The following is a 23,696-nucleotide window of genomic DNA, read 5'->3' as shown; positions in this document are numbered from 1 at the left end:
ATGACTCCTCGTTTCCTTTTTCCCCCGATGAATCGCTGCGCCCTGTCGCTTCGCCCGGTTCGTTGGCGGCAGCTTACGCTGCTTCTTTTTGCTGGCGCAAGCCTCCTGGTCTTGCCGCTTGCGGCTGCTTCGCCGCATACCGCTACCAAAGCGCTGGCAACCAAACCGCCTGCGGCCAAACCGGTTGAAGACGCGGTGGCGCGCGCCCGCACCGCGTTTGCCCGCGGTGACCTGGAAACCCTTCTTGCGCTCGAACCACAGACCCGCGCCGACCCCCTGGGCCCCACCGTTACCGCGTGGCGCATGAGCCTGCAGATTTTACGCGATGACCCCACCCTCAGCCGCGAAACCGTTACTCGCTTTCTCGAAAACCACGCTGGGAGCGGCGCCGCCGACCGGGTTCGGCGGGCGCTCATCCAAAAAGCGGTCGAGCGCGAAGCGTGGCCCGAAGCGCGCCGTCACCTCGAAGCGCTGCTGCGACACGATCCCACCAGCCGCTGCTGGCTGGCGCAGACGCGCCTTGCCACCGCTGCTACCTCTTCGCCCCTTGAACGGGAAACGGCGCGGTCGCTCTTAGCCGAGCTCACCACCCCCAATGAGGCGTGCGCCGCCTATTTCCGCGCTGCCCTTGCGCAGCGCCTCATCCCCGAAGCGTGGCTCATTGAGCGAGCGCTTGCCACCGCTTTCGAAAAAGGGGAAAAAGCGGCTGCCCCGTGGCGCGAACTCCTCCCCGAAAAGAGTGCTGTGCTGCCCTTTGACGCGGCGCAGCGCCTCCTGGCGCTCGCTCGCGAACACCCACAACGCGCCTGGGCCGAGCGCAGCACGCTCCCCCCACTGCTTGCCGAAACGGTAGCCCGCGCCGCGTTTCTCACCGCCGCCAAACGGGGCGAGCCCGAAGCACCTGGGTGGAGCAAAGAACTCACCCCCAGCGCCGTTTGGCGCGAACCGCTCGCCTGGCAGATCCGTATGGCGATCGCCGAAGAGCAGTGGCTCACCGCCTGGCGGCTCCTGGAGCAGTTGACGGTTGCCGAACGCGAAGCGCCAGCTTGGCGTTTCTGGCGCGCCTGGACCCTCAAGGCGCTTGGTAAGAGTGACAGCGCCCGAGCGCTTTTTGCCGAACTCGCCCAAGCCGACCACTTCTTTGGCCTACTTGCCGCGGAACTGCTGCAACAGCCGCGCACCATCCCCTCGGAACCCCCAATTCCCACCACCGCGCGGCAAAGGGTTGCCGCCGATCCGCAGGTGGCCGCCATCCGCGCCTTTTTGCGCCGCGGATGGGAGACCGAAGCCTTCCGCGAGCTCGAACTCCTTGCCGAACGGTGGAAAGGGGCTGACGCCGCCGCAGCGCGCCACGCCGCTGCCGCCCTTTTTGCCGAGGACGGCCGCTTTGACGCCGCGATTCGGCTCCTCGAGCGCAGCGACGACCGCACCGCGTGGTCACTGCGCTACCCCACCCCATGGCGCGCAAGCGTCCTAGCCACCGCGCAGGCCGAAGGGGTCGACCCCGCCTGGGTCTATGGCGTGATGCGCCAAGAGAGCCGCTTCCGCGCCGATGCCCGCTCCACCAGCGGCGCGCTGGGGCTGATGCAGGTGATGCCCGCAACGGGCAAATGGCTCGCCCAAAAGCGCAACGAACGGCGCTTTCACCCCAACCAACTCCTCGAGCCGGAAACCAACCTGCGCTTTGGCATTACCTACCTGCGCCTCATGACCGAACAGCTCGACGGTCACCCGGTACTCGCCACGGGCGCCTACAACGCCGGTCCCGGCCGGATCGGCCGTCTGCGCTACCGGCTCGATCTTGCCGGGGACGGGGCGCTTCTTGATGCGCTGCGCTACATCGAGCTCCTTCCGCTCGACGAAACCCGCGAATACGTCCGCAAGGTGCTCGCCAACACCGTGATCTACAGCCATCTCCTCGGCAGCCCCAAACCGCTCTCGGCGCTACTTCTGCCAACCGGCAATGCCCAACCGCAACTTTCGGCTCTGAACGAACGGCTTCGCTCAGCCCACTTCACCGACAAGGAGACGCCATGACCCACAAACCCACTGCAGTCCTCTTTGGCGGCACCGGCTTCATCGGCCGCCACCTGGCAAACCGCCTTACTGCCCGCGGCTGGCGGCTCATCATCCCCACCCGGCGCTGGCAAAACGCCCGCGAACTCCTTCTACTGCCCACCGCCGAAGTGGTCGAACTCAAAGAGCGCACCGTGCCGGCACTCACTGCGTTGGTGCGTGGTGCCGATCTTGTCGTCAACCTCGTCGGCATCCTCCACTCCCGCGCTGGCGCCCCGTTTGGCCCCGATTTTGCGCAGGCACACGTCGAATGGCCCAAACGGCTCGCCACCGCGTGCCGCGACACCGGCGTTTCCCGCTTCATCCACATCAGCGCCAATGGTGCGTCGCCCACTGCGCCATCCGAATATCTGCGCAGCAAAGCCGCAGGTGAAGCTGCGATCCGCACCGTGCTCGACGCCGCAGGCAGCGAGAACCCCACCCAATGGACGATCCTGCGCCCGAGCGTCGTCTTCGGCCCCGGCGACTCCTTCCTCAACCTCTTTGCCCGTCTGGCTCGCTGGGCACCGGTACTGCCCATCGGAAAAGCCGACGCGAAACTCCAACCCGTCTATGTCGGCGACGTCGCCTCGGTAATCTTGACCGCGCTGGAAACGCCGGAAAGCATCGGACAGAGCTACCCGTTGGGTGGCCCGCGCGTCTATACCCTCAAAGCGCTCGTCGACTATGCCGCGCGCCTCTCCGGCCATCCGCGTCCCGTGATCGCGTTGCCGGATCGCCTCGCCTTCCTGCAAGCGCGCCTCATGGCCCTTCTTCCCAATCCACCGCTCACCCCGGACAACCTGCGGTCACTCGAAGTGCCCAACGTCGTCGACGGCTCGCCGCTTCCCTTTGGGCTCACCCCGACGGCACTCGAAGCCATTGCGCCCGAATACCTCGCGCACGACACCTATCGCGCGCATTACGCCGAGTGGCGGCGTCGCCATACAGGCTAAATGGTGCCACCGCTTCCCGAACCGTCCGGCAGCGTGCGCAACGACGCGGAAGCAAATGCTGCTCCGGCCGCGCTACCGCCCCCTTCCCCTTCGCGTGAAACGCTGCGCGCCCGCTTGCAGCTCGCACCCCCCGACCCCTTGGTCGCGGGGCTCGATGTCTATCTCGTCGGTGGCGCGGTGCGCGACGCACTCCTCGGGCTGCCTGTCCATGACCGCGACTGGGTGGTGGTCGGCGCCACCCCGGAAGCCCTCACTGCCCGCGGTTTCCGACCGGTGGGCAAAGACTTTCCCGTCTTTCTTCACCCGAAAACGGGCGAAGAGTATGCCCTGGCGCGCACCGAGCGCAAAAGTAGCCGTGGCTACAAAGGGTTTACCTGCTACGCCGCGCCCGACGTCACGCTCGAAGCCGACCTGGCACGCCGCGACCTCACGATCAACGCGATCGCGGTAGCGCCCGATGGCACGCTCATCGACCCCTACGGGGGTGTAGCGGACCTAAAACGCCAGATCCTGCGTCACGTGAGCCCCGCGTTCGTTGAAGACCCGCTGCGGGTGCTGCGCGTCGCCCGGTTCGCGGCCCGCTTCACCACGTTCACCGTCGCACCGGAAACCCGGGAACTGATCGCGGCGATCGCCCAAAGCGGCGAGCTTGCCGCGCTCACCCCCGAACGGGTCTGGCAGGAGTTCGCGCGCGGCCTCATGGAAGCCGCGCCGCAACGCATGATCGCACTCTTGCAAGAGACCGGCGCCCTTAAGGCGCTCATCCCCGAACTCGCCGCGCTTTTTGGTGTGCCGCAGCCCGAACGCTACCACCCGGAAGGGGATGTCGGCACCCACACGCTGCTCGCGCTTGGCAACAGCGCCCGCCAAGGTTTGCCTCTTGCGGTGCGTTGGGCGGTGCTGCTGCACGATCTGGGCAAAGGCGCAACACCCGCCGAAATCCTACCCCACCACTACGGACACGAAGCCCGCGGTGCCTGTTTGGCCGAAACGGTGAGCCGACGCCTGAAAGCCCCCAACGACTGTCGCGCGCTCGCGGTGCTGGTAGCGCGCGAACACGGTCTCATCCACCAAGGAAGGCGTCTGCGGCCGGCAACGCGCCTCAAAGTTTTGGAACGGTGCGACGCATTGCGCCGCCCGGCGCGGTTTGCGCAGCTCCTTGCCGCGTGCGAATGCGACGCCACAGCGCGCCCCCCCTTGGTCGTCGATTACGCGCCCGTTCGCACCCTTTGGGAACAGGCGCTTACTGCGGCGCGCGCCATTCCCACCGCGAAGATCGCCCAAAGCGCGGCCGGTGACCCCCGCCGCATTGCGGAGCGCATTCGTGCCGCACGGATCGCAGCAATCGCCGCGAGCGCCAAAACCCTTTTGCCCCCAGACGACGCCCCGAACGCAAACCGCCCGCCCGTCCCCCAGTCCCACCCCCAATAAATACGAGTCTGCCGATGTCCCGAACTCTGGAACTGCGCCACGAACCCCCACACGGCCGTCCCCGGAGCCACCCGCCCCTGCTTTTCGTCCATGGCGCCTATGCGGGCGCGTGGTGTTGGGAACATTTCCTGCCCTGGTTCGCCGCGAAAGGGTTCGACGCTTGGGCGCTCTCCCTCTCAGGCCACGGGAAATCGGGCAGCGACAAACCCTTCGACCTCCTGAGCATCCGCGACTATGTCCATGATCTTCTGGAAGCCGCGGAACGGCTCCCCGCGCCACCGGTCGTGCTCGGCCACTCGATGGGCGGGTTCGTCGCGCAAAAAGCGTTGGAAAAGCGCGCATTCCCAGCGGTCGTGCTCCTGGCAAGCGTCCCCCCCTCTGGCCTTGCTGCGTCGTTCTGGCATCTGCTCACCCATACCCCGCAAACGCTCATGGAGATGAACCGCTTTCTCGCCCAAAAGCAGGGCCACTACCGGGCGCTTGCGCAAGCGCTCTTTCACCACCTGCCGGAAGAGCAGGCGCTACGCCGCTATCTCGCGCTGTCACAACCCGAATCGCTGCGCGCGCTCTGGGACATGACCGCGTTCGCGCTCCCCCGCCACCACCGTCAGCATCCGACCACCTGGGCTGTGTTCGGCGCCGAGCACGACCAGATCATCCCGCTGCCGCTTGTCGAAGCCACGGCGCGCCACTACCGCGTACCACTTCATACGCTCCCCGACGCCGGGCATGCATTCATGCTCGAACCCCACTGGGAGGAAGCGGCAGAGCAAATCGCGCATGCGCTGGAGGCGCTCACCTGAATAGAAAAATCGGAAACGCGAACGCTACGCCTCGTCGTCTGCTGCGGTTTCGACCACCCGCAGCCACGCCGCCACCCCCTGCGGCGCAACGCCGCGCGGCAACCGCCACCACGCCGGCTCTGACTCGACAAAACCACAGCGGGCAAAGAACGACGCTACGGGGGCGTTGCGTTCGGTCGGCACGAAACGCCCGACCAGTTCCGGCTGCCCCAGCAGCCGCCACAGCGTAGCCAAAAAGGTGGTTTCTGCGCCATACCCCATCGCGCGGCAGCTCATCACGAAATCCTCGATCTCGATCACTCCATCTGCCCGCGAACGCAGCACCGCAACCAGCACCAACCCATAGTCCCCGAACCGGTCTTGCAGATACCCCACCCACACCTGACGCCCCGGGTCGGTCAATTCTTCGGACCGGTAGCGAATCGTCGTCGTGTTGAACTGATTGGCCCGGTTCGTAAGCTCATGAACGCGCACCAGATCCTTCTCCTGCATACGATGCACCTGCATCACCAATTGTAACGCTGCCAACACGGCCGTGTCGCTCCCCTGGTCACCGTAGGCGCGCACCGCCTGTTGCCGCAGCGCCTGCACCCGATACATCGCGGTGCGCTGCCGCGCCTCTTCCGTTAACGAATACCACGGCAACGCAGGAAGGATAGCTAACGTGCGCCACGGCTCCGGGTCGCACGCGTCCCAGACCCGAACCTGGGGAAGGTGGCTGGCGACCAACCCCCGTTCGGTCGGATTGTCGTCGAGGAAAACGAATGCATCGAGGCCAAGGTTGAGCTGCGCCGCGATCTCGGCCAGTGTGGTGGGTTTCAGTTCCCAACCGATCGCCAACACGGCGAAATCTTCCGGCTGCAACACCATCTCGTTCCACCGGATCGCCTGAGGATCGTTCTTGCTCACCGCAACGAGCAGAATCCCCCCTTCCTGCAACCGTTTGAGCAGCGCTTGCCGGTCGCGATAGTGGCGCACTGGCCCTTCGGCCATCACCCCGTCCCACAAGGTGTTGTCGAAGTCGACCGCGATCACCTTCACCCCCCGCAACCGATCATAGGCACGGACCACCTCCAGGTAGGTTCCCGCCAGACCGAAACCGAAGCGACGGCGATGAAAAAGGGCCTCGACAAAGGGCCGCCCCGTCACGATCGGGCGGTTCGCCACGCGATAACCCAACCGCTGGGCCACCACGATCTCGTCGACGAACCAGACGTGGGGCAACTGCGCGGCGATCTCGCGCAACCCTTCGCTCAGCGCCGCAGCCAGATCCCGAAACCGTTTCGGCATCGCCCACCGCTCCACAGGTAACCACGCCAGTCGGCGCGGCAACGGCAGCCCGCTCACTCCGTGCAACAATAGTGTCCGGTCGTCGCGTTCGCGCAACTGCAGCAGGAATCGGCGCGCCTGATCGAGCGCTTGGGGAAGCAGTGCCCACTCCCCCGCACGCAACAGGCGGTAGATCGGCAACCCATCATAGGTGAAGAGGCTCACCGCCAGCAGATCGGCGGCTTGCGTCTGGGCGAAGCGAATGAACTCGTCGGGTAGAAACGCACCGTCACGCGTGGCACTCAAATAGAGGCACCCCATCTCGACGGCAACGCCGCTTTTTGCTGCAAGCGGGCGCAAAAACGCGCGCACGTCGGTCAGGAGACAATCTCCCGCCGCGGCGATCCGAATCGTCGCACCCCCGACGTCCAACCACGGCAACACCCGCGCAATGCCCGCAGCGGCAGGCGATCCCAGCGTTTTCGCTGCTGCGTGCCACTCGGTCAGAAGCGTGCGCACCCGTTCCTGGCGCTCCTCCGGCGGCAGAAAACGATCGAAGAACCGATCGCCATTCGTCGGTTACCGCAACACGTGCTTGCGCGGTGCGCCATGCCGCGACCAATGCGTCATTCATTCCGCCCCTCCCCAGCACCATTTGGTTACCGTTCGCCCAGTTGGCGAACGACCCGCGCCGGATTCCCGGCGACCAACGTGCACGGCGGCACGTCGCGGGTCACGACGCTTCCTGCGCCAACCACCGCGCCGTCACCGATCGTCACCCCCTTGAGGACGATCGCGCGACAACCGATCCAGACATCTTTGCCGATCACCACCGGAGCGGTTCGCTCCACGCCGCCGTCGGGATTGTGGTAGTCGCGATCCATGATCACGCAATCCCAACTGATCATCGCCCCATCACCGATCGTTATGCGTTCGCCGCAGTGAATCTGCGTCCGGTCGCCAATCGAAACCCGGTTGCCGATCACCAACTCCGCCTTGCCCGTTGGTGCCGCAGCGCTTGCGTCGAGCTTCACCTCGGGCCAGAGCCAGACACGCTCGCCCACCGTGATCGTACCGCGCTCGCGCACCACCGTGATCCGTCCCACCTGACAGATCCATGCCGGGTGGGAAAAGGCACGCAAACTCGTAAGCCACCCCCGCAAATAGGCAAACACCTTGCGCCACCGCGGCATCACTCGACGCCTCCGCGCAACCGCCCGCGACCAGCATCGCGCGCCGGTTGCGCACCTGCCCCATCCGCCGCATCGAGCCACTGCCACGACCGCACCGAATCGATCGTCATCGCACACGGCAGCTCCTGCGGTGTCGGCACCCCGAACCAGCGCGGATGGACTTCGCCGGTGAACGTAAGCGCCATCGGCCAATGGAAATGGCGGTTCGGCTCGCGCCGAATCTCGCGACCATTCACCCACCAGACGAGCTCGGTAGGCGACCACAAAAACCCGTAGCGATTCTCCTCGGTGGGGTCGAAATCGGGCGCCGACCAGACCTGCGGATAGGAGCGGCGGTTGCTGTCGTTCTCGTTCGCTGGGTCCCCATCATAGACGTGCAGGTTGCTGTGTAAGCGGTGCGCCTCGCCCGGCGTGCCCGGCCCCATCTCGAAAACGTCGATTTCGCGCGTCCCCTCCGGCCGCCAGGCGTAAAACCAAAACGCCTGATTGACGCGGCACGGGGCAAGCCGCGCAACCACTTCGAAATAGCCGTAGCGCACCTCCTGGCGTGCCCGTAAGAGCGGTGTCGCGAACCGCCCCTTGTCCCGAGCCGTCGTCTCCAGCCGCACCATGCCGTTAGCCACCGTAACCCGCGCCGGATCGATCACTCCAGGCGGCCGTCCCGCGTAATGGGGCAGAAACGTCAGCCAGAGGGCCGTGTCGACCGTGGCGCCTGAAAACTCGTCCGACAGTTCCGGCAAAAAGCGCCAATTGCCCGGTGGCTGCGCAAGCGCTGCTGCCCCCACGCAAACGAGCGCACCCGCGGCCATACTCGGCACAACCGCGCGGAGAAGCACCCGAACCTTCTGCTTCCCGCTCACCGTAACCACTCCTGATAGAGCCACCACGCCAACCGCCGTTCGATCGCCCCGATCGTCGCGACAACAGGAAACCGTATCGTCGGGAAAACCCGCTGCGCCAACCAACCCGCCACCGGCGTGGCAAATCCCGCCTTTGGCCGCGCCACCACCTCAGGCGGGAGCGGTGGTTGCGGCGCTTGCGCAAGCACCGTTTTCCCCCGCCGCCCGCGAAACGCGCAAACCCATGGCGCAACAGCAGTGAGCAGCGACACCGACGCCAACGGATGCCGGAACTGCACCCCATGCGCCGCACCGATCCAATGGGCATCGCGCATATAGAGGTTTGGCATCGAATGAAACGTGTCGCGCATCTGCATCGCGCGCTCAACGCAATCCGCTTCGGGAAAATCGAGCGCAGTCAATAACGCGCGCGCCTGCGCCACAGAAACCGCGTTACCCAAAAGATCGGGCAGCTCTTCCGGAAAGAAAACGGCGTAGGGAATGAAGTAGAGATGGTCGCGCGTCGCAAAATAGTTCCCTGCCCACCGCCATTTCGGCCGCTGCCGCACCACGCCATAAAGCTGCATCAGCCGCGCAAGGCCCCATTCACCAGCAGGCAGCCGCCGCACCCCCCGCAGCACCCGTTCGGCGCGACGCCAAAGCCGCAGTTTGAGATACCCCCCAAAGAGCTCGTCGCCGCCGTCACCGGTGCAGACCACCCGTTCGCCAGCGTGCGCCGCTTTCTGGCACGACAGCCAGAAGTTGATCCCGTCAAGCGTCGGCTGATCCATCGCGTCGAGAAAATCGGGTAACGTCGCCCAGAACTCAGGCTCCGCAACCTGATCGACCCGATGCGTCAGCCCGTAATGGCGCGCGATCCGCTCCGCCCAAGGGCGCTCATCGTTCCCCTGCCCCGCCATTTCGGCAAACGCCAGAGTATAGGCCGTCCCCGCGCGTCCCAACTGCGCGAGCACCCCTGCAACCGCCCCCGAATCGATCCCGCCGGAAAGCAAGAGCGCGGTACGCTGCCGGTCGGCCGTCGCAACGGCCACTGCGTCGCGCACTGCGCGGCTAATCGCCACCTGCGCGGCCGCTTCGTCGTACTCGGGCGCAGAGGGTACTGCCCAGAGCGTGCGCAAGTCGCAATACCACTGCCACTGTGGGGCACTCGCCCACGGTGGCGCCACGACCCCCACGCTCCCCTGAGGCGCTACCTCGACCCCGGAAAAGACGGTCCGCCGCCCATCGACATTCCCCCAGAGGAAGAACGACGCCCACCCCAAAGCGTCTGGCCCATCCGCTACCCCCATCGCAACCAGCGTCTTCGCCAGATTGGCTACCGCAAACCCGCCCCCGGGCAATCGCCCCCAATAGAGCACTTCGATCCCGAACGGGTCGCGCACCAGAAAAAGGCGCTGTGTCGCCTCATGCCAAGCCACGAACGCAAACTGCCCCTGCCACCGCCGCGGACGGGTCATCGGGTCCGAAACGAAATCGGCAAGCAGCCTCGCCGCCAACCCCATCGCCGCCCCGCCGCGTTCCGCGACCGATGTGCCATCCGGTGCGCCCGCCACACTGCCAGCGGGGGCCGCATCTTGCGCGACTACCGCATGACCGCTCACCACCGCTACCCAACCGTCGCGCTCCGCCACGTCCCAATCGCCGTCAGGCGGCGCGCTTTCTCCGAACCAGCGCTGCCACACCCCCAACGCAAAACCGGGTCGCGCCATCGCACGCCAGCGATCACCGGGGAACCGCGTCATGCGGCGGCGCGCTGCTGCGACCGCTTCGGAGATCTTTTCGTTTTCGCCCAATACCGCCGCAAAAAGCGTCACGTTTCCCCCGCATTTCGTTGTCTTTGGACAAGAGGGGACTACCGCCCCGCCACCACTACTTGAAAGAGCTCACCCATCTCGTGCGGCATGATGAGCCGCTGCACCGCGCGCGCCGCTTGCACGTACGCCGCCGAACCGGGTTCTGCCCGTTCCGTGAGCCGCTCCAGGATTCCGTGGCGCAATAAAAAATCCCCCTGCCGCCGCCACTCGTGCACCGTGAGGCCGCTCGCTTCCAATGCCGTGACCACCGCAGTGAAATCGACGAACGCCGTGATGTCGATCGCGCCTGGCCACGCCAACACATCCTCCACCACCCGGTGCCGATAATACCCCTGCAGCGTCCCTCGGGAACGAAACGGCGCGTAGAGGATGTCGCGCTCGTACCCATAATCGATCAGCACCCACAGCGAACCCGGCGCCAAGCGCTCGGCGACGGTGCGCACCCATACTGGGACCGCAGGCGCCACCTCAGAAAGATATTCGCCGTCGGCACTTCGCGGCAATTCGATTCCAGCAAGTGCCGATGCCGCCGCAGGCGTGAGCGGCCGGTCGGCCCACGCAAAGCGCGGTGCGGCCGATGCCGCCGCTTCCGTTCCTGCTTCGGCGACCACCACGCCACGTTCGAAGGTCTCCGCGCCGCGTGTGCCCACCACATGCACCGGCAAGACGTCGAGCACCTCGTTCGCGACCACCGCCGCTGCGAACCGCTCCGGCAACCGCTGCCACCAAACCAGCTCGACCCCAAGACGCTCGGCAAGCGGCTGCAGCCGTTCCGCCTGCCGCGCCGCCAAGCCAGCGGAGACCTCGACGATCGCGTAGCGCTGCGGCAACACCCCCAATGCGTGCCAGCGGGTGAGCAGATCCTCTGCCAATGCGCCGCTGCCTGCGCCGAATTCCACCGCCAAGCCCGTTGCCGCCACCGCGGACGCCAGCACGTCCGCGAGCACCGCGCCAAAGAGCGGCGAAATCTCCGGCGCGGTAAGAAAGTCCCCGTGCGGTCCGAACGCTTGGTCGTGGCGCGCGTAATAGCCCAGCTCCGGCTCGTAGAGCGCCCACTGCATGAAATCCGCAAATGGCACCCAGCCGCCCGCTGCCGCAATCCGCGCTGCGATCCGCTGCGCCAATGCGGCACTGCGCGCCGCGGTCTCGGCAGGCAGCTGCCCCGCCCACTGCCCCATCGCGTCACCTCTTAGCATCATGCGCCGAATCTTAGCGGAATCGCGCGCGATTTGCTATGATGAAACCAGACTTCGGGAAAATGCCCCCATGAAACGTTCTCTGCCTGCCCTGCCCCAATCTCGCCCGCGGGTCACGCAACTCGAGGTCACGCAACTCGTCGTGATCGGCGCTTCAGCCGGCGCGGTCGAGCCCCTGCGTACGCTGGTTGCCGGGTTTCGGCCAGACGGCAAAACCGCGTACTGTATCGCGCAGCACGTCTCACCAGACCACGAAACGCTGCTCCCCCAGCTGCTGCAACCGCGCGCCGCGATCGCGGTGCAACTGGCCTCCCCCCAATCCCCACCGTTGCGTCTGGCGCCCGACCACGTTTACGTCATCCCCGCCACCCACGACGCCGAAATCCTCGGTAACGGACGGCTGCGCCTCACCCCCAGTTACCCGCGCCCCGGGCCACACCCGTCGATTGACCGTCTCCTCTTGAGCGCTGCCCACCACTTCGGCGCGAAAACGCTCGCGATCTTGCTCTCGGGAACGGGCAACGACGGCGTTGCCGGTGCGATTGCGGTCCATCGCGCCGGCGGCATCGTTTGGGTACAAACCCCGGAAAGCGCGCAGTTCGGCGAATTGCCGCGTGCAGTGATCGCAACCAGCGCGTACTCCGCCGCCCACACCCCGGAAGCGATGGCTGCGCTCCTCCCCAAAACGCTCACCCATCTTGCGGCAGCCCAGGGCAACGGCGCAACACCCCCCGCCGCGGCGCAGCAACCAAACGCCCCCGCCCCACCGAACCCCGTCCAAAAGAACGAAGCACCCAACGCCAGCGCCACCCCGCAACCCGAACCCCCGCTCACCCCCGAAGACCAAGCGGCGTTCGACCGCATCCTCGAACGCGTGGCGCCGCTGCTGCGCGTCGACCTCACCGCTTACCTGCCCGAAACCCTGCTGCGCCAAACCCTGCGCGCGATGCAACGCTCGGGCTACCCCGACCTCGCCACCTTCGCCGAAGCGCTCGAACACCAAGAAACGGCCGCAGAGGCGCTCGCCCGCACCCTTTTGATCGGCGTCACCGCGTTTTGGCGCGACCCCCCGGCGTTTGCCGCGCTGCGCACCCCGCTCAAAGCCTTACTGGAGACGCTACCCGTCACCACCCCGTTTCGCGTCTGGGTCTGCGGCTGCGCCACGGGCGAAGAGGCCTATTCCCTCGCGTTCCTCATCACTGATTGCCTGACCGAACTGGGGCAACAGCGCCATTTCGTGATTCTGGGCACCGACGTCAGCGAAGGGGCGCTGCAACACGCCCGCGCCGCGCGCTACCCCGAAGAGGCGCTCGCCCATTTGCCATCCGGCTGGCGCGAACGCTTCTTCGTCCGGGAAGGGGCACTGTGGCGTGTCCAGCAAGGGATTCGCACCCAATGCGTCTTCTCCCGTCACGACGCGTTGCGAGAACTGCCGTTTTTGCACATTCACCTCATCAGTTGCCGCAACCTGCTGATCTACCTCAAACCCGAAGCCCGCGAACGGCTCCTGAAAGCGTTTCACTACGCGCTCGTTCCCGGCGGCCTGCTCTTCCTTGGCCGCTCGGAAGCCCTGCCGCCCGAGGTCGGCGAACACTTCGAAGCGGTGAGCGGCCCGCAACGGATCTTTCGCCGCGATGAAATCCCGACGCCCAAAACCTGGTTGAGTGCCACGCTGCCCGCGCGGCTCTTCCTGCCGCAACCCGCCAAAGCGCTGCGCCCCAAACTGCGCCCAGAAGAGCAGCTCGAAGCGGCAATCCAGCACCGTCTCCACGAAACCCTCTTGACCCGCTACGCCCCCCCTGCGATCCTCACCGACGCACAGGGACGCCCGTTGCACATCCTGGGGGACTGCAGCGCGTTTCTTCACTGGCCGCAGGGCAAAAGCGATTTCACGCTGCCTGCGCTGATCCCAAACGGTTGGCGCACGCCGTTGCGGCTGGTGATGCGCCAACTGCTGCTCCCTACCGACAACGCGCCACAAACCCTTCCGCTCCTCGATGCCGACGGCGCCCCCGCGGTGCAACTCTACGCCACGCGCCTCGACGTAGAAGAAACCCCTTTCCTGCTCTTCGTCTTCGAACCGCTCCAAACCGAAGCGTCCGCCGCACCAGCACACGCACCAGCTGCCGAAGCGGCTACCGACGCACCAGCCACGCGCCGGGAAACGGTGTTGCAACGCACCGTCGACCGTCTGACCCTGGAACAGGAACAGCGCGAAACGCTCATCGACGCGCTCGAACGGGCGCAAGCCGAACTGCAAGCCCTCTACGAAGAGCTGCAGACCACCACCGAAGAGCTGCAGTCGGCGAACGAAGAGCTCGAAGCGGGCAACGAAGAGCTGCACGCGAGCAACGAAGAGCTCCGCTCGCTCAACGAAGGGCTCGACCGCAGTCTTGCCGAACAGGCCGCGCTCAACGAACTCTTGGAAGCGATCCTCAACGCGCTCACCGGGCCGCTTCTCGTCCTCGACGAATCGGAACGGCTCATCCGCTACAACCGCGCCGCGGAGACGCACTTTGCGCTCACCGAACGCCACATCGGACAACCGTTCCCCTTCGATCGTAACCGCATCCCCTGGCCGGAGAGCGAAACCCGCACCGCGCTCTTTGCCGCGGCGCGCGAAACACCCCAATCGGTCGAACTGAACGACGGCACCCGCTACTGGTTGCTGACCATAACCCATTGGACCACCGATACCGATCGCGCTGGCTTTGTCCTCAAACTCCTCGACACCACCGCGCTCAAGCAAGCGGAAATCGCCCGATTGCAGCTTGAAGAACGACTCATCACCATCGCCGCGGCACTTCAAGAAGCGCTCTTCATGGCCCCGGCAACGCTCGACGCCTTCACCTACGCGTCGCCACGGCTTGCCGAATGGCTCGGCGTCGCCCCGGAAGCGCTCACCTGGTCGCACTTCCTCGCTGCGATCGACCCCAACGCCCGCCCCACCATCGAAGCCCAGTGGCAGCGGAGCAGCAAAACGTGGCAGCAACGGTATCGCCTGCGCACACCGAAAGGGGAATGGCGCATCGTCGAAGAGCGTGGCGTGCGCATCGCCGCGCGCGCCCACCAGCCCGAACAGATTGCCGCAACGCTCTTGGACGTCACCGAAGCGCAGCGGGTCGCCGAACAAGCGGCGATCGGTCAAGCCCGTCTCGCGGCGGTCTGGGAGAATCCCACCGTCGGCATTGCGCTACTCGACGCCAACGGCACGATCCTCAGCGCGAACGACCCCTTTGCCGCGTGGCTCGGCCAAACCGCCGAAACGCTCGTCGGACGCTCGTTTGCCGCATTCACCCATCCGGAATCGGCGCTTACCGACGCGCAGCAGTGGGCAGCGCTCACGCAAGGGCGCGCCGCGCCATGCGAAAAACGGATCGTCGCCGCCGATGGCTCCACCCACTGGGTGATGCAGCACCTCAACCGCGAAAACTACCCACCCCCCGTGGGCACGTTCCACGTCGTCATCTGGCAAAACATCGACACCGTCAAAGCGAACGAAAAGCTCATTTACCGCCAAGCCCACTTCGACGCCCTGACGGGCCTTCCCAACCGCGCACTCGCCCGGGACCGCATCGACCGGGCGCTCGCCCGCGCCCGCCGCGAAGGCGAAACGGTCTATCTCCTCTTTCTCGACCTCGACGGCTTCAAAGAAGTGAACGACCTCTACGGCCACGACGCCGGCGACGCCCTCTTGGTGGAGACGGCCGCGCGCCTCAAAACGTGCGTCCGGGAAAGCGACACCGTCGCACGGCTGGGTGGGGACGAATTCCTCATCCTCGTCGAAGGCAGCGCCACCGCATCGACCGCACAGCGCATCGCCGAAAGCGCCCGCGACGTGCTGCGCCAACCTTTCGTGGTCCAGGACCACCGTGCCCAAGTCACCGTGAGCATCGGCGTCGCCGCGTTTCCCAACGACGCCGAAGACGCCGAAACCCTGATGCGGCTTGCGGACGCAGCGATGTACGCGGCAAAAGAGAGCGGCAAGAACCGGGTACGCTTCTACTCGGAGCGGATCGAATCCAAAGTCCGCTTCGAGGCCGAACAGCGCCGCGCGCTCGAACACGCGCTTGCCAACGGCGAATTCGAACTCTTCCTCCAGCCCGTCGTGCAGCTTCCCGAGCGCACCGTCACCACTGCCGAAGCGCTGCTGCGCTGGCGCCATCCGCACCAAGGTTTGCGCAGCGCGGCGGAATTCATCCCCCTTGCCGAAGCAAGTGGCCTGATCCGACCGATCGGACTCTGGGTGCTCCAAGAAGCCGCGCGCTTCGCGCTGCAACTCGCAGCGCAGCGACCCGGTTTTCGCGTCGCGGTCAACCTCTCCCCTGCCCAATTCAGCGACCCGGCGCTCGCCCGATGGGCGCACGAGGTCGAAGCGGCGCTTCCCCACCTCACCCTCGAAGTCACCGAATCGCTCGCGATGGACCCAAAGGGCACCGCCGCGGCGTTCCTTGCGCAGCTTCGTGAAAAAGGGGCGCGGCTTGCGATCGACGACTTCGGCACCGGCTACGCCAACCTGAGCCGACTCGAAGCGCTACGCCCCGACGTGATCAAAATCGACAAATGCTTCACCGACCGCATCGGGCAACAGGGTACCGGCGAACAGATCATGCGCGCGATCCTCGAACTCACCCGTGCGGTGGGAGCGCTTGCGGTGGTCGAAGGGCTGGAATCGCACGCGCAACTTGTCTGGTTCGAACCCTTTGCGCCGATCGCGATCCAAGGGTACCATTTCGCCAAACCGATGCCGTGGAACGAATTCCAAACCTTTCTGGAAAAACGGGAGAACTGCTGATGCGCATCCTGCACACCATGATCCGCGTGGGCGACCTCGAACGCGCGATCGCGTTCTACACGCAGGCGCTGGGGATGAAACTGTTGCGGCAAAACGACTACCCCGAAGGGAAATTCACCCTGGCGTTCGTCGGCTACGGCCCGGAATCGGAACAGGCAGTGATCGAACTCACCTACAACTACGGGGTCGACCACTACGATCTGGGTACCGGCTTTGGCCACATCGCGATCGCAGTCGACGACATCCACGCCGCGTGTGACCGCGTCCGCGCCTTCGGCGGCAAAGTCACCCGCGAACCCGGCCCGATGAAACACGGCACCACGGTGATCGCGTTCGTCGAAGACCCGGACGGTTACAAGATCGAATTCATCGAAAAAAAAGAATCGATAACCCCGTTGAATGGGTGACCACTCCGGAAGCCACCAGACACCACTTGCGAGCGACATGAAGGAGAGCCGATGCCATACTTCCGCCACCACCTTTTTTTCTGCTGCAACCAACGCGACCCTGGTGACACCTGCTGCGCGAACCACGACGCCGAAGGGATGATGCGCTACGCGCGCGACCGCGCCAAAGCGCTTGGGCTCGCGCTCAACGCCACCGGTGGCGTTCGGATCAACAAAGCCGGGTGCCTGGGGCGGTGCGACCTCGGCCCGGTGCTCGTCGTCTACCCCGACGGCGTCTGGTACACCTACCTGGACGAAAGCGACATCGACGAAATCCTCAGCGAACACATCGCGAACGGCCGCCCCGTTGCCCGTCTGATGCTTCCCCAAACCTGATCGCACGATGGCACACCCCAAAACCGAAAAAACCACCGCCCCCGGCCCAGCGGGCGCGATCGAACTCCTGGTCGATACCCCCGCAACACCCCCGCAGGGGCTGGCGCTCGTCGCCCACCCCCACCCCCTCTTCGGCGGTGCGAACACCAACAAGGTGACCCACACGGTCGCGCGCGCGCATGCCGAAGCGGGGCTCGTGACGCTGCGCCCCAACTTTCGCGGCGTTGGTGGCTCCGCCGGCCAACACGACCATGGAGTTGGCGAGACCGAAGACCTGCTCACGCTCCTTGCCTGGGCGTTTCGCACCTGGGACCTTGCCCCCGTGCTCTACCTGGGCGGCTTCTCGTTCGGCGCGTACGTCACCACCCGCGTCGCGCGCATCCTCCTGGGTGAAACCGCGAGCGCGGTCGAAGCCCACCCGAATCTCGACCCAGAGAAATGGCGCGCGGCGCTGCCGCCGCTGACGCTGCGGCACGTTACGCTGGTCGGGCTTCCCCACGGCTTGGCGCTCGGCTCCGGCACCGTCTACACCACGCCGGAACTCCCCACCACGCTCCCCGTCCTGATGATCCACGGCGAAGAGGATACCGTCGCGCCGCTTTCCCGCGCGCTCGACTGGGCGCGTCCTGCCGCGCGCCCCATCGCGGTCGTCCCCGGCGCCGACCACTTCTTCCACGGTAAACTCCACGTGGTGAAGACGCTGGTGAAAAACGCCCTCGCGGTCTGTCCCCCTGCCTAGATTTCCGTCCCGCGCCGCATGACCGCCCGCTCGCCGCTCCCCCCAAACCGTTCGCCCCAACACCCGCTCAGCGCACGCGATGCGCCGTCGCCCCACCCTACTGCCGCACCAACCTCCGACGCAAACCCGCCCCTTGCGGCATTGACTGCCGTCGTCAAACATTACGGCACCACCCGCGTGCTTGACGCCCTCACCTTCGCCGTCTACCCCGGCGAATGCGTCGCGGTGCTCGGCCCCAACGGCGCGGGCAAAACCACTGCGTTGCGCGTCTTGCTCGGCCTCTCCCCGTATGAAGCGGGGCACGTGACCCTCCTGGGGCACCCCATTCCCGCAGACGCGGTCGCCGCCCGGCAACGGGTGGGCGTCGTACCGCAATTCGACAACCTCGACCCTGATTTTACCGCCGAAGAAAACCTGATCGTCTTCGCCCGCTACTTCGGCATCCCGGAGGCAACCGCTCGCGCCCGTGTCCCCGAGCTCCTTGCGTTCGTCGGCTTGGCCGGGAAAGAAGCGGCCCCGGTCGCGACGCTTTCGGGGGGCATGCGGCGGCGGCTTTCGCTTGCGCGGGCACTCGTCGCGAACCCCGAACTCCTCATCCTGGACGAACCCACCACCGGCCTCGACCCGCAAGCGCGCCACCTCATCTGGCAACGGCTGCGCGAACTGCGGCAACAGGGCGTTGCGATGCTGCTCACCACCCACTACCTGGAAGAGGCGGAACGGCTTGCCGACCGCGTCGTGATCGTCGATGCCGGTCGCGTCGTCGCCGAAGGTGCACCGCACGCGCTCGTTGCCGCCGCAATCGAACCCTTCGTGCTCGAAATCCACGGCGATTGGTCTTCCGTGGGTGGCATCGACGCCTTCGAACGGCGCCTGGCCGAATCCCTCACCCCCCTTGCAGCGAACGGCGCCACAGCACCGCGCTTCGAGCGCGCAGGCGAAACCCTCTTTTGCTACACCACACGCGACCCCGCAGCGGCGCTTGCGCTCCTCGAACCCCACCCCACGCTCACCGCAGTGATCCGCCGCGGCCACCTCGAAGACCTCTTCCTCAAACTCACTGGACGGGAACTGCGCGATGGCTGACCCCACCGCCCCCGCTCGCTTCGCCCCCCGCCGCGCGCTTGCCTACTGGCGGCGCAACGCGCTGGTCTGGCGCAAGCTCATGGTGCCGTCGCTCTTGGGTAATTTCATCGACCCCACCCTTTACCTCTTCGGCCTCGGGCTTGGGTTGGGCGCGCTCATCGCCGAAGTCGAGGGCCAACCGTACCTGAACTTCCTCGCCCCGGGGATCATCGCGTACGCGACGATGAACGCCGCGAGCTTCGAAGCGCTCTATTCCGCGTTTTCGCGCATGCACGTGCAGAAAACGTGGGAAGCGGTACTCACCACCCCGCTCACCCTCACCGACGTCGTGCTCGGCGAACTTCTCTGGGCTGCGACCAAAGCGACACTGGCTGGTGGTGCGGTCACCCTCGTTGCCGCTGCCGCCGGGCTCGTCGCGTTCACCGCGATCCCCTTCATCCTCCCGGTGATCGCGCTCACCGGCCTCACCTTTGCGGCACTTGCGTTGCCGATGGTTGCGCTCGCCAAAAGTTACGACTTCTTCCTCTACTACTTCACCCTCTTCATCACCCCGATGTCTTTCCTCTCCGGCGCCTTTTTTCCCCTCACGCAGTTGCCTGCGCCGCTTGTGGCGTTCGCGCAGGCGCTGCCGCTCACCCACGCGGTCGCGCTCCTGCGCCCGTTGGCCGCAGGGAGCTCCCCCGCCTTCACCACACTGGCAGTGGCAGTCGTGCTCATGGGGCTTCTGACCGTTCTCCCCACGCGCTGGGCATTGCGCCGACTGACGCGCCGCCTCCTGCCCTGAGGATCCCTACTCCGCCCCCCCCTCGCGCGGGTTTTCCTCGGCAAGCCGATTCCCAACCCCCAAAACGCAGGTAGAATGGGCATCGTCACGTGCTTTTTTGGATTCATGCTGCGAAACCCGCGCGTTGCCCTGTGGTCGCTCCTTGTTGCTGCGTTCGCCCTGCTTGCCGTCGCCGAATGGGCGTGGTGGCAAAACGCGCGGGCGCGCAGCGCGCAAATCTTGGCCGTTGCCGCAGCGACGCAGAGCGCAGCGATCGACGAGCGCGTACGCGAACAGTTCGAAAACCTCACCCTCATCGGCAAGGGGCTCCTTGCCCCCTACCTCGATGGCACCGCCCCTGCGCGGATCCCCACCCCGATCGCGCAGGCGATCGACCGCGTGCTCGCCGAACATCCCGAATTGCGCGCGATCAACGTGCAAACGCCCGATGGCAAAGAGATTCTTTGGAGCACCTTTGCCCAGCCCCGTAAAGCCATCTTCGCGCCCGACGACTTTCGGCCCTATGCGCCTGCGGCGACGCCGGGGGAGACCGCGCCGCTTGCCCACGAAGGGCTGCTGACACTTCCCCGTTTCGCCCCACGCTTCAACGAGGCGGTGGTCGGGATGCGCCTCCCGATCCGCGCGGCGGACGGATCACTCGTCGCGTACGTCGGCAGCCCCTACCGCGCCGCGCAGCTTTTTGCGCGGGCGCCCACGCTCGTCGAGAACGCCGCGCTTTTATACACCACCACCATTTTCGACCGCCGCTTCCAGCGCGTCGTCGCAACGCTCGACGAAAAGGGTCGTGTCACGCCGATTCCCTCCGCTTCGTCAACCGCTCCGCCTTCTTCTCAATCTGCACCCTCTGACCCCCCCGAAGGAGCGACGACGGAATCGAGGCTTTCCGCGCGCCACTGCCGCGGTGCCTACTGCGTCACCACCGCCATCGCCGAACCCCTTTGGCTCGACCACACCCTGCAGGAGGCGAGACCGCGCTGGACGGTCGAAGGGGTGCTCCTTGCCCTCTTCATTTTCGCGCTCACCCGGCTGCAGGTAGTCTACGGAAAACTCAAGCGTGCGCTCGTCACGCAACAGCGCCTCGCACGCACCGACCCGCTGACGCACTGCCCCAACCGCTACGCGCTCGAAACGATCGCCCCCAATCTCCTGGCGCAAGCAGAACGCCGAAACGAATGGGTTGCGGTGGGGCTCTTCGACCTCAACGATTTCAAACCGGTGAACGACCGTTTCGGCCACGACGTCGGCGACGCGCTGCTCGTCACCGTCGCCGAACGCCTCAAAGCCGCGACGCGCACAAGCGATTTCGTCGCCCGGCTGGGCGGCGACGAGTTCGTGATCCTCCTCACCGGCCTCACCGCGCAAGGGGCGTATGCGGAGCTCACCGCGTTCGGCGAACGCCTCTTGCGCCATTTCGCAGAACCCATCACAGTCGGCGGCACTACCCTCCCCATCAGCTACGGGATCGGTTGGGCACTCTTCCCCCAGCACGGTGAAGAGCTCGATACCCTGCTGCGCCGCGCCGACGAAGCGCTCCTTGCGCTCAAAGCGCAAAAAGGTCAGACCTCAGAGACGATGCGCATCGCGGGCGAAGCCAACGCGTCGCTCACCGAAACCGCCCCGACGATCGATGACCCCTTCGGTCCCGCCGCGCGCCAGCTGCTTGCCGCATATACCGCACTGCTTCAGGACGCGGCGGAACGGTTCACAGAAACGCTCCTCTCTGAAATCACGGAACACCCCGCGATCGGCAAACGGCTGGCTGCCCAACTCCCGGATGCGTTCGCACACTACCGTGCGCTTGTGGCGCGCCATTTCGTCACGCTGCTTGCCGCTGAAGCCTCGGATTCGGCGATCGCTGAACAAGCAGCGCTGTTGGGAACGATCCACGCGCTCGAAGGTTTGAGTCTCGCCGAGGCGCTCGTCGGGTACTCGGAAAGCGAACGCTTCTTGCAGCGTTTTCTCCAACGCCAGGGGTTACGCAGCAGCGAAATCTTTCGCCTCATGCACATCGCGCATCTGCGCATTGCGTTAGCGGAACGCACCTTCCTCGACGCGATGGAAAAAACGAGCGCAACCTACCTAACCCTGGTGCTGCGTGATATCCCGGAACCCGGCAATTCTTTGAGCAGTTGGCAAGAGGCGCTCTGCGATGCGATCGCAAAATTACCGGGCATCCGCTTCGCGGCGATCGCGCAACCGGACAGCAACGGACGTTTCCACCTCGTCGCGGTTTCTGGCAAAATGAACCTCGCGCCGCTCTTTGCCGCCTTCGACCCTGTCCGCGTTCCCCGCCTCGACAGCCGTCGCGCCGAAGGGCAAGGGCTTATCGCCACCGCGTGGTTTCGCAATACCATTTCGGTGAGCGACGACTACTGCCACGACCCGCGCACCACGCCGTGGCACGCGCCCGCAATCGAAGCGAAGATGGCGAGTTTCGCCGTGGTCCCGTTCGTCGACCGCCGCGGAACACCCAAAACGCTCCTGTTGATCGGCGGACGCCACCCCTACCAGTTCAGCAGCCTCTGGGCCCAACAGTGGCTCCACGCACTCAAACGGGCGGGCGACGACGCGCTTGCCCATTTCGATACCGAAACGATGAACCCGCTACAGACCGCGCCGATCAGCGTCGACCGCGCTGCGGCGATTCGCGCTGCGGTGACGAGCGGCGGCGTGCAGATCGCCGTGCAGCCGATCGTCGACCTCGCCTCCGGCAGGCTCGTCAAAGTGGAAGCGCTCGCCCGCTTGCAATTGGGGACGGAAACGCTCACCCCCGCGCAGTTCCTTCCTGTCCTTCACGACGACCTCTACCCCCACCTCTTTCGCGCCGTGCTCACCGAAGGGTTCGCGTGGCTCAGGCGTTGGGAGCAAGCTGGCTTGGCGCTTGGCTTGAGCGCCAATCTCGACTTCGCCTCACTGCACCACCCCGAATGCACCCGTTGGGTGCAAGGAGCGCTTGCGACACACGCGCTCTCACCGCAACGCCTCACGCTGGAAATACTGGAAGACAAGCCGCTTGCCGGTAGCCACAGCATCGAAGCGCTTGCGGCGCTACGGCAACTCGGTGTACAGCTGGCGATCGACGACATCGGTTCCGGCTACAGCGGCCTGGTGCGGCTTGCGCAACTGCCGTTCGACGTGATCAAGATCGATCAGATCCTCGTGCGCGCGATGGTGCAGGACCCCATCCCCCACCTCACCGTGATCCGGGCGTTGGCACGGCTCGGCGAAGGGCTCGAACGGCAGGTAATTGCCGAAGGGGTGGAAAGCCCAGCCCTTGCCGAAACGTTGCGCGCAGTCGGTGTGCACGTGGCGCAAGGGTACGGCATCGCACGCCCCATGCCACCGGAACAGCTCGTCGGCTGGCACGACGAATGGCGCCGCGCCCCGTTGCGCGTCTACCCCGATGCGCCGCTTGCTACCCCGCTCGGGGCACTGGCGTACCAATGGCAAGTCAACCACGAACGCGGCGCATTCGGCCTCGAACCGCTTGCCGAATGCCCAATCACCGCCTACTTGAACACCTACTACCCCGACGCGCACGAAATCCATGCGGTACACGCGGCGCTTCACGAAGCGGCCGAGCGCAACGACCGAAACGCTTGGCGCGCCGCAAGCCAAGAACTCTTTACGTGGCTGCTACAGGAGGCGCTGACGCGCTGAACGCATAGGAACCGCTCCCCTTTTTGCCCGTATGCCCGGCGCGCACAGCCCCAATCCAAATGCCCCTATTGGGTTCTTCGTCAAAGCCCCTTATTTGTTTTCGCTTCTTTGATCACCGAGTAGAGGTTGCGTAGCCCTTCGCGCATCGCGCGGGCAACCTCGGGGGTGGTGAGGGAAAGGAAGTAGTGGGTGCCGCTTTCGATGAGGCGCAGCGCATACGGGGTCTTGTCGACGTAGTAGTAGGCGTCGTGCTCGCGGATTTTCGCAAAGGTC

General features: G+C 65.7%; 16 protein-coding genes and 1 pseudogene. 11 read left to right on the top strand and 6 right to left on the bottom strand.

What is annotated here, in order from left to right:
- The 4 genes from KUL93_RS08085 to KUL93_RS08070 are packed head-to-tail and all read left to right on the top strand — an operon-like array spanning position 1 to position 5,245.
- Positions 1-2,037, top strand: coding sequence for a lytic transglycosylase domain-containing protein (locus tag KUL93_RS08085; RefSeq protein ID WP_217126563.1), 2,037 nt, complete (start codon positions 1-3; stop codon positions 2,035-2,037).
- Positions 2,034-3,011 (top strand): complex I NDUFA9 subunit family protein, encoded by a 978-nt coding sequence (locus KUL93_RS08080; protein WP_217126562.1) that lies wholly within the window; start codon positions 2,034-2,036, stop codon positions 3,009-3,011. The genes KUL93_RS08085 and KUL93_RS08080 overlap by 4 nt, the downstream gene beginning before the upstream one ends.
- Entirely contained in the window at positions 3,012-4,442 is a 1,431-nt protein-coding gene (locus KUL93_RS08075; RefSeq protein ID WP_217126561.1) for a multifunctional CCA addition/repair protein, read from the top strand.
- Between the two features lie 14 nt (positions 4,443-4,456).
- On the top strand, positions 4,457-5,245 hold the full coding sequence (locus KUL93_RS08070; protein ID WP_217126560.1) for an alpha/beta hydrolase: 789 nt from the start codon (positions 4,457-4,459) through the stop codon (positions 5,243-5,245).
- A 24-nt stretch (positions 5,246-5,269) separates the two neighbouring features.
- On the opposite strand, the gene KUL93_RS11485 is transcribed toward KUL93_RS08070, so the two are convergent.
- From KUL93_RS11485 to KUL93_RS08045, 5 genes are all read right to left on the bottom strand, one after another.
- The gene (locus KUL93_RS11485; RefSeq protein WP_217126559.1) at positions 5,270-7,033 is read right to left on the bottom strand and encodes an HAD-IIIC family phosphatase; all 1,764 of its coding nucleotides are present in this window, start codon (positions 7,031-7,033) and stop codon (positions 5,270-5,272) included.
- A 140-nt stretch (positions 7,034-7,173) separates the two neighbouring features.
- A complete protein-coding gene (locus KUL93_RS11605) occupies positions 7,174-7,707 on the bottom strand; it encodes an acyltransferase (protein ID WP_217126558.1) in 534 nt (177 codons plus the stop codon).
- A complete protein-coding gene (locus tag KUL93_RS08055) occupies positions 7,707-8,567 on the bottom strand; it encodes a family 16 glycosylhydrolase (protein WP_217126557.1) in 861 nt (286 codons plus the stop codon). Before KUL93_RS08055 ends, KUL93_RS11605 begins: the two co-directional genes overlap by 1 nt.
- The gene (locus tag KUL93_RS08050; RefSeq protein ID WP_217126556.1) at positions 8,564-10,381 is read right to left on the bottom strand and encodes an asparagine synthase-related protein; all 1,818 of its coding nucleotides are present in this window, start codon (positions 10,379-10,381) and stop codon (positions 8,564-8,566) included. The genes KUL93_RS08055 and KUL93_RS08050 overlap by 4 nt, the downstream gene beginning before the upstream one ends.
- 38 nt (positions 10,382-10,419) lie before the next feature.
- Positions 10,420-11,580, bottom strand: a complete 1,161-nt coding sequence (locus KUL93_RS08045; RefSeq protein WP_217126555.1) for a class I SAM-dependent methyltransferase — start codon at positions 11,578-11,580, stop codon at positions 10,420-10,422.
- 67 nt (positions 11,581-11,647) lie between these two features.
- On the opposite strand from KUL93_RS08045, the gene KUL93_RS08040 reads away from it, so the two are divergent.
- The 7 genes from KUL93_RS08040 (at position 11,648) to KUL93_RS11600 (ending at position 23,423) form a co-directional block, all read left to right on the top strand.
- A complete protein-coding gene (locus tag KUL93_RS08040) occupies positions 11,648-16,372 on the top strand; it encodes an EAL domain-containing protein (protein ID WP_217126554.1) in 4,725 nt (1,574 codons plus the stop codon).
- A complete protein-coding gene (gloA, locus tag KUL93_RS08035) occupies positions 16,372-16,779 on the top strand; it encodes a lactoylglutathione lyase (RefSeq protein WP_217126553.1) in 408 nt (135 codons plus the stop codon). The genes KUL93_RS08040 and gloA overlap by 1 nt, the downstream gene beginning before the upstream one ends.
- Positions 16,780-16,830: 51 nt before the next feature.
- Entirely contained in the window at positions 16,831-17,154 is a 324-nt protein-coding gene (locus tag KUL93_RS08030; RefSeq protein ID WP_217126552.1) for a (2Fe-2S) ferredoxin domain-containing protein, read from the top strand.
- Between the two features lie 7 nt (positions 17,155-17,161).
- Positions 17,162-17,893, top strand: coding sequence for an alpha/beta hydrolase (locus tag KUL93_RS08025; RefSeq protein ID WP_217126551.1), 732 nt, complete (start codon positions 17,162-17,164; stop codon positions 17,891-17,893).
- 18 nt (positions 17,894-17,911) lie between these two features.
- On the top strand, positions 17,912-18,979 hold the full coding sequence (locus tag KUL93_RS08020) for an ATP-binding cassette domain-containing protein (protein WP_217126550.1): 1,068 nt from the start codon (positions 17,912-17,914) through the stop codon (positions 18,977-18,979).
- On the top strand, positions 18,972-19,763 hold the full coding sequence (locus tag KUL93_RS08015; RefSeq protein WP_217126549.1) for an ABC transporter permease: 792 nt from the start codon (positions 18,972-18,974) through the stop codon (positions 19,761-19,763). The genes KUL93_RS08020 and KUL93_RS08015 overlap by 8 nt, the downstream gene beginning before the upstream one ends.
- A gap of 105 nt (positions 19,764-19,868) precedes the next feature.
- On the top strand, positions 19,869-23,423 hold the full coding sequence (locus KUL93_RS11600) for an EAL domain-containing protein (RefSeq protein ID WP_217126548.1): 3,555 nt from the start codon (positions 19,869-19,871) through the stop codon (positions 23,421-23,423).
- Positions 23,424-23,596: 173 nt separating this feature from the next.
- Here the strand turns inward: KUL93_RS11600 and KUL93_RS11725 are convergent.
- Positions 23,597-23,696, bottom strand: a pseudogene (locus KUL93_RS11725) (AAA family ATPase); the annotation flags it as partial.

The organism is Hydrogenophilus thiooxidans (assembly GCF_019049855.1).
In the GTDB taxonomy this organism is placed as follows: Bacteria; Pseudomonadota; Gammaproteobacteria; order Burkholderiales; family Rhodocyclaceae; genus Hydrogenophilus; species Hydrogenophilus thiooxidans.
The sequence above is the reverse complement of the archived record's forward strand: the minus strand, read 5'-3'. Positions and strand labels throughout refer to the sequence as shown.

What these genes read in the sequence shown, in the direction of transcription:
- KUL93_RS08075 (WP_217126561.1), top strand. Translation starts at nt 3,012, where the DNA reads ATGGTGCCACCGCTTCCCGAACCGTCCGGCAGCGTGCGCAACGACGCG.
- KUL93_RS11600 (WP_217126548.1), top strand. Translation starts at nt 19,869, where the DNA reads ATGCTGCGAAACCCGCGCGTTGCCCTGTGGTCGCTCCTTGTTGCTGCG.
- KUL93_RS11605 (WP_217126558.1), bottom strand. Translation starts at nt 7,707, where the DNA reads ATGCCGCGGTGGCGCAAGGTGTTTGCCTATTTGCGGGGGTGGCTTACG.
- KUL93_RS08040 (WP_217126554.1), top strand. Translation starts at nt 11,648, where the DNA reads ATGAAACGTTCTCTGCCTGCCCTGCCCCAATCTCGCCCGCGGGTCACG.
- KUL93_RS08025 (WP_217126551.1), top strand. Translation starts at nt 17,162, where the DNA reads ATGGCACACCCCAAAACCGAAAAAACCACCGCCCCCGGCCCAGCGGGC.
- gloA (WP_217126553.1), top strand. Translation starts at nt 16,372, where the DNA reads ATGCGCATCCTGCACACCATGATCCGCGTGGGCGACCTCGAACGCGCG.
- KUL93_RS08080 (WP_217126562.1), top strand. Translation starts at nt 2,034, where the DNA reads ATGACCCACAAACCCACTGCAGTCCTCTTTGGCGGCACCGGCTTCATC.
- KUL93_RS08020 (WP_217126550.1), top strand. Translation starts at nt 17,912, where the DNA reads ATGACCGCCCGCTCGCCGCTCCCCCCAAACCGTTCGCCCCAACACCCG.
- KUL93_RS08030 (WP_217126552.1), top strand. Translation starts at nt 16,831, where the DNA reads ATGCCATACTTCCGCCACCACCTTTTTTTCTGCTGCAACCAACGCGAC.
- KUL93_RS08085 (WP_217126563.1), top strand. Translation starts at nt 1, where the DNA reads ATGACTCCTCGTTTCCTTTTTCCCCCGATGAATCGCTGCGCCCTGTCG.
- KUL93_RS08015 (WP_217126549.1), top strand. Translation starts at nt 18,972, where the DNA reads ATGGCTGACCCCACCGCCCCCGCTCGCTTCGCCCCCCGCCGCGCGCTT.
- KUL93_RS08070 (WP_217126560.1), top strand. Translation starts at nt 4,457, where the DNA reads ATGTCCCGAACTCTGGAACTGCGCCACGAACCCCCACACGGCCGTCCC.
- KUL93_RS08045 (WP_217126555.1), bottom strand. Translation starts at nt 11,580, where the DNA reads ATGATGCTAAGAGGTGACGCGATGGGGCAGTGGGCGGGGCAGCTGCCT.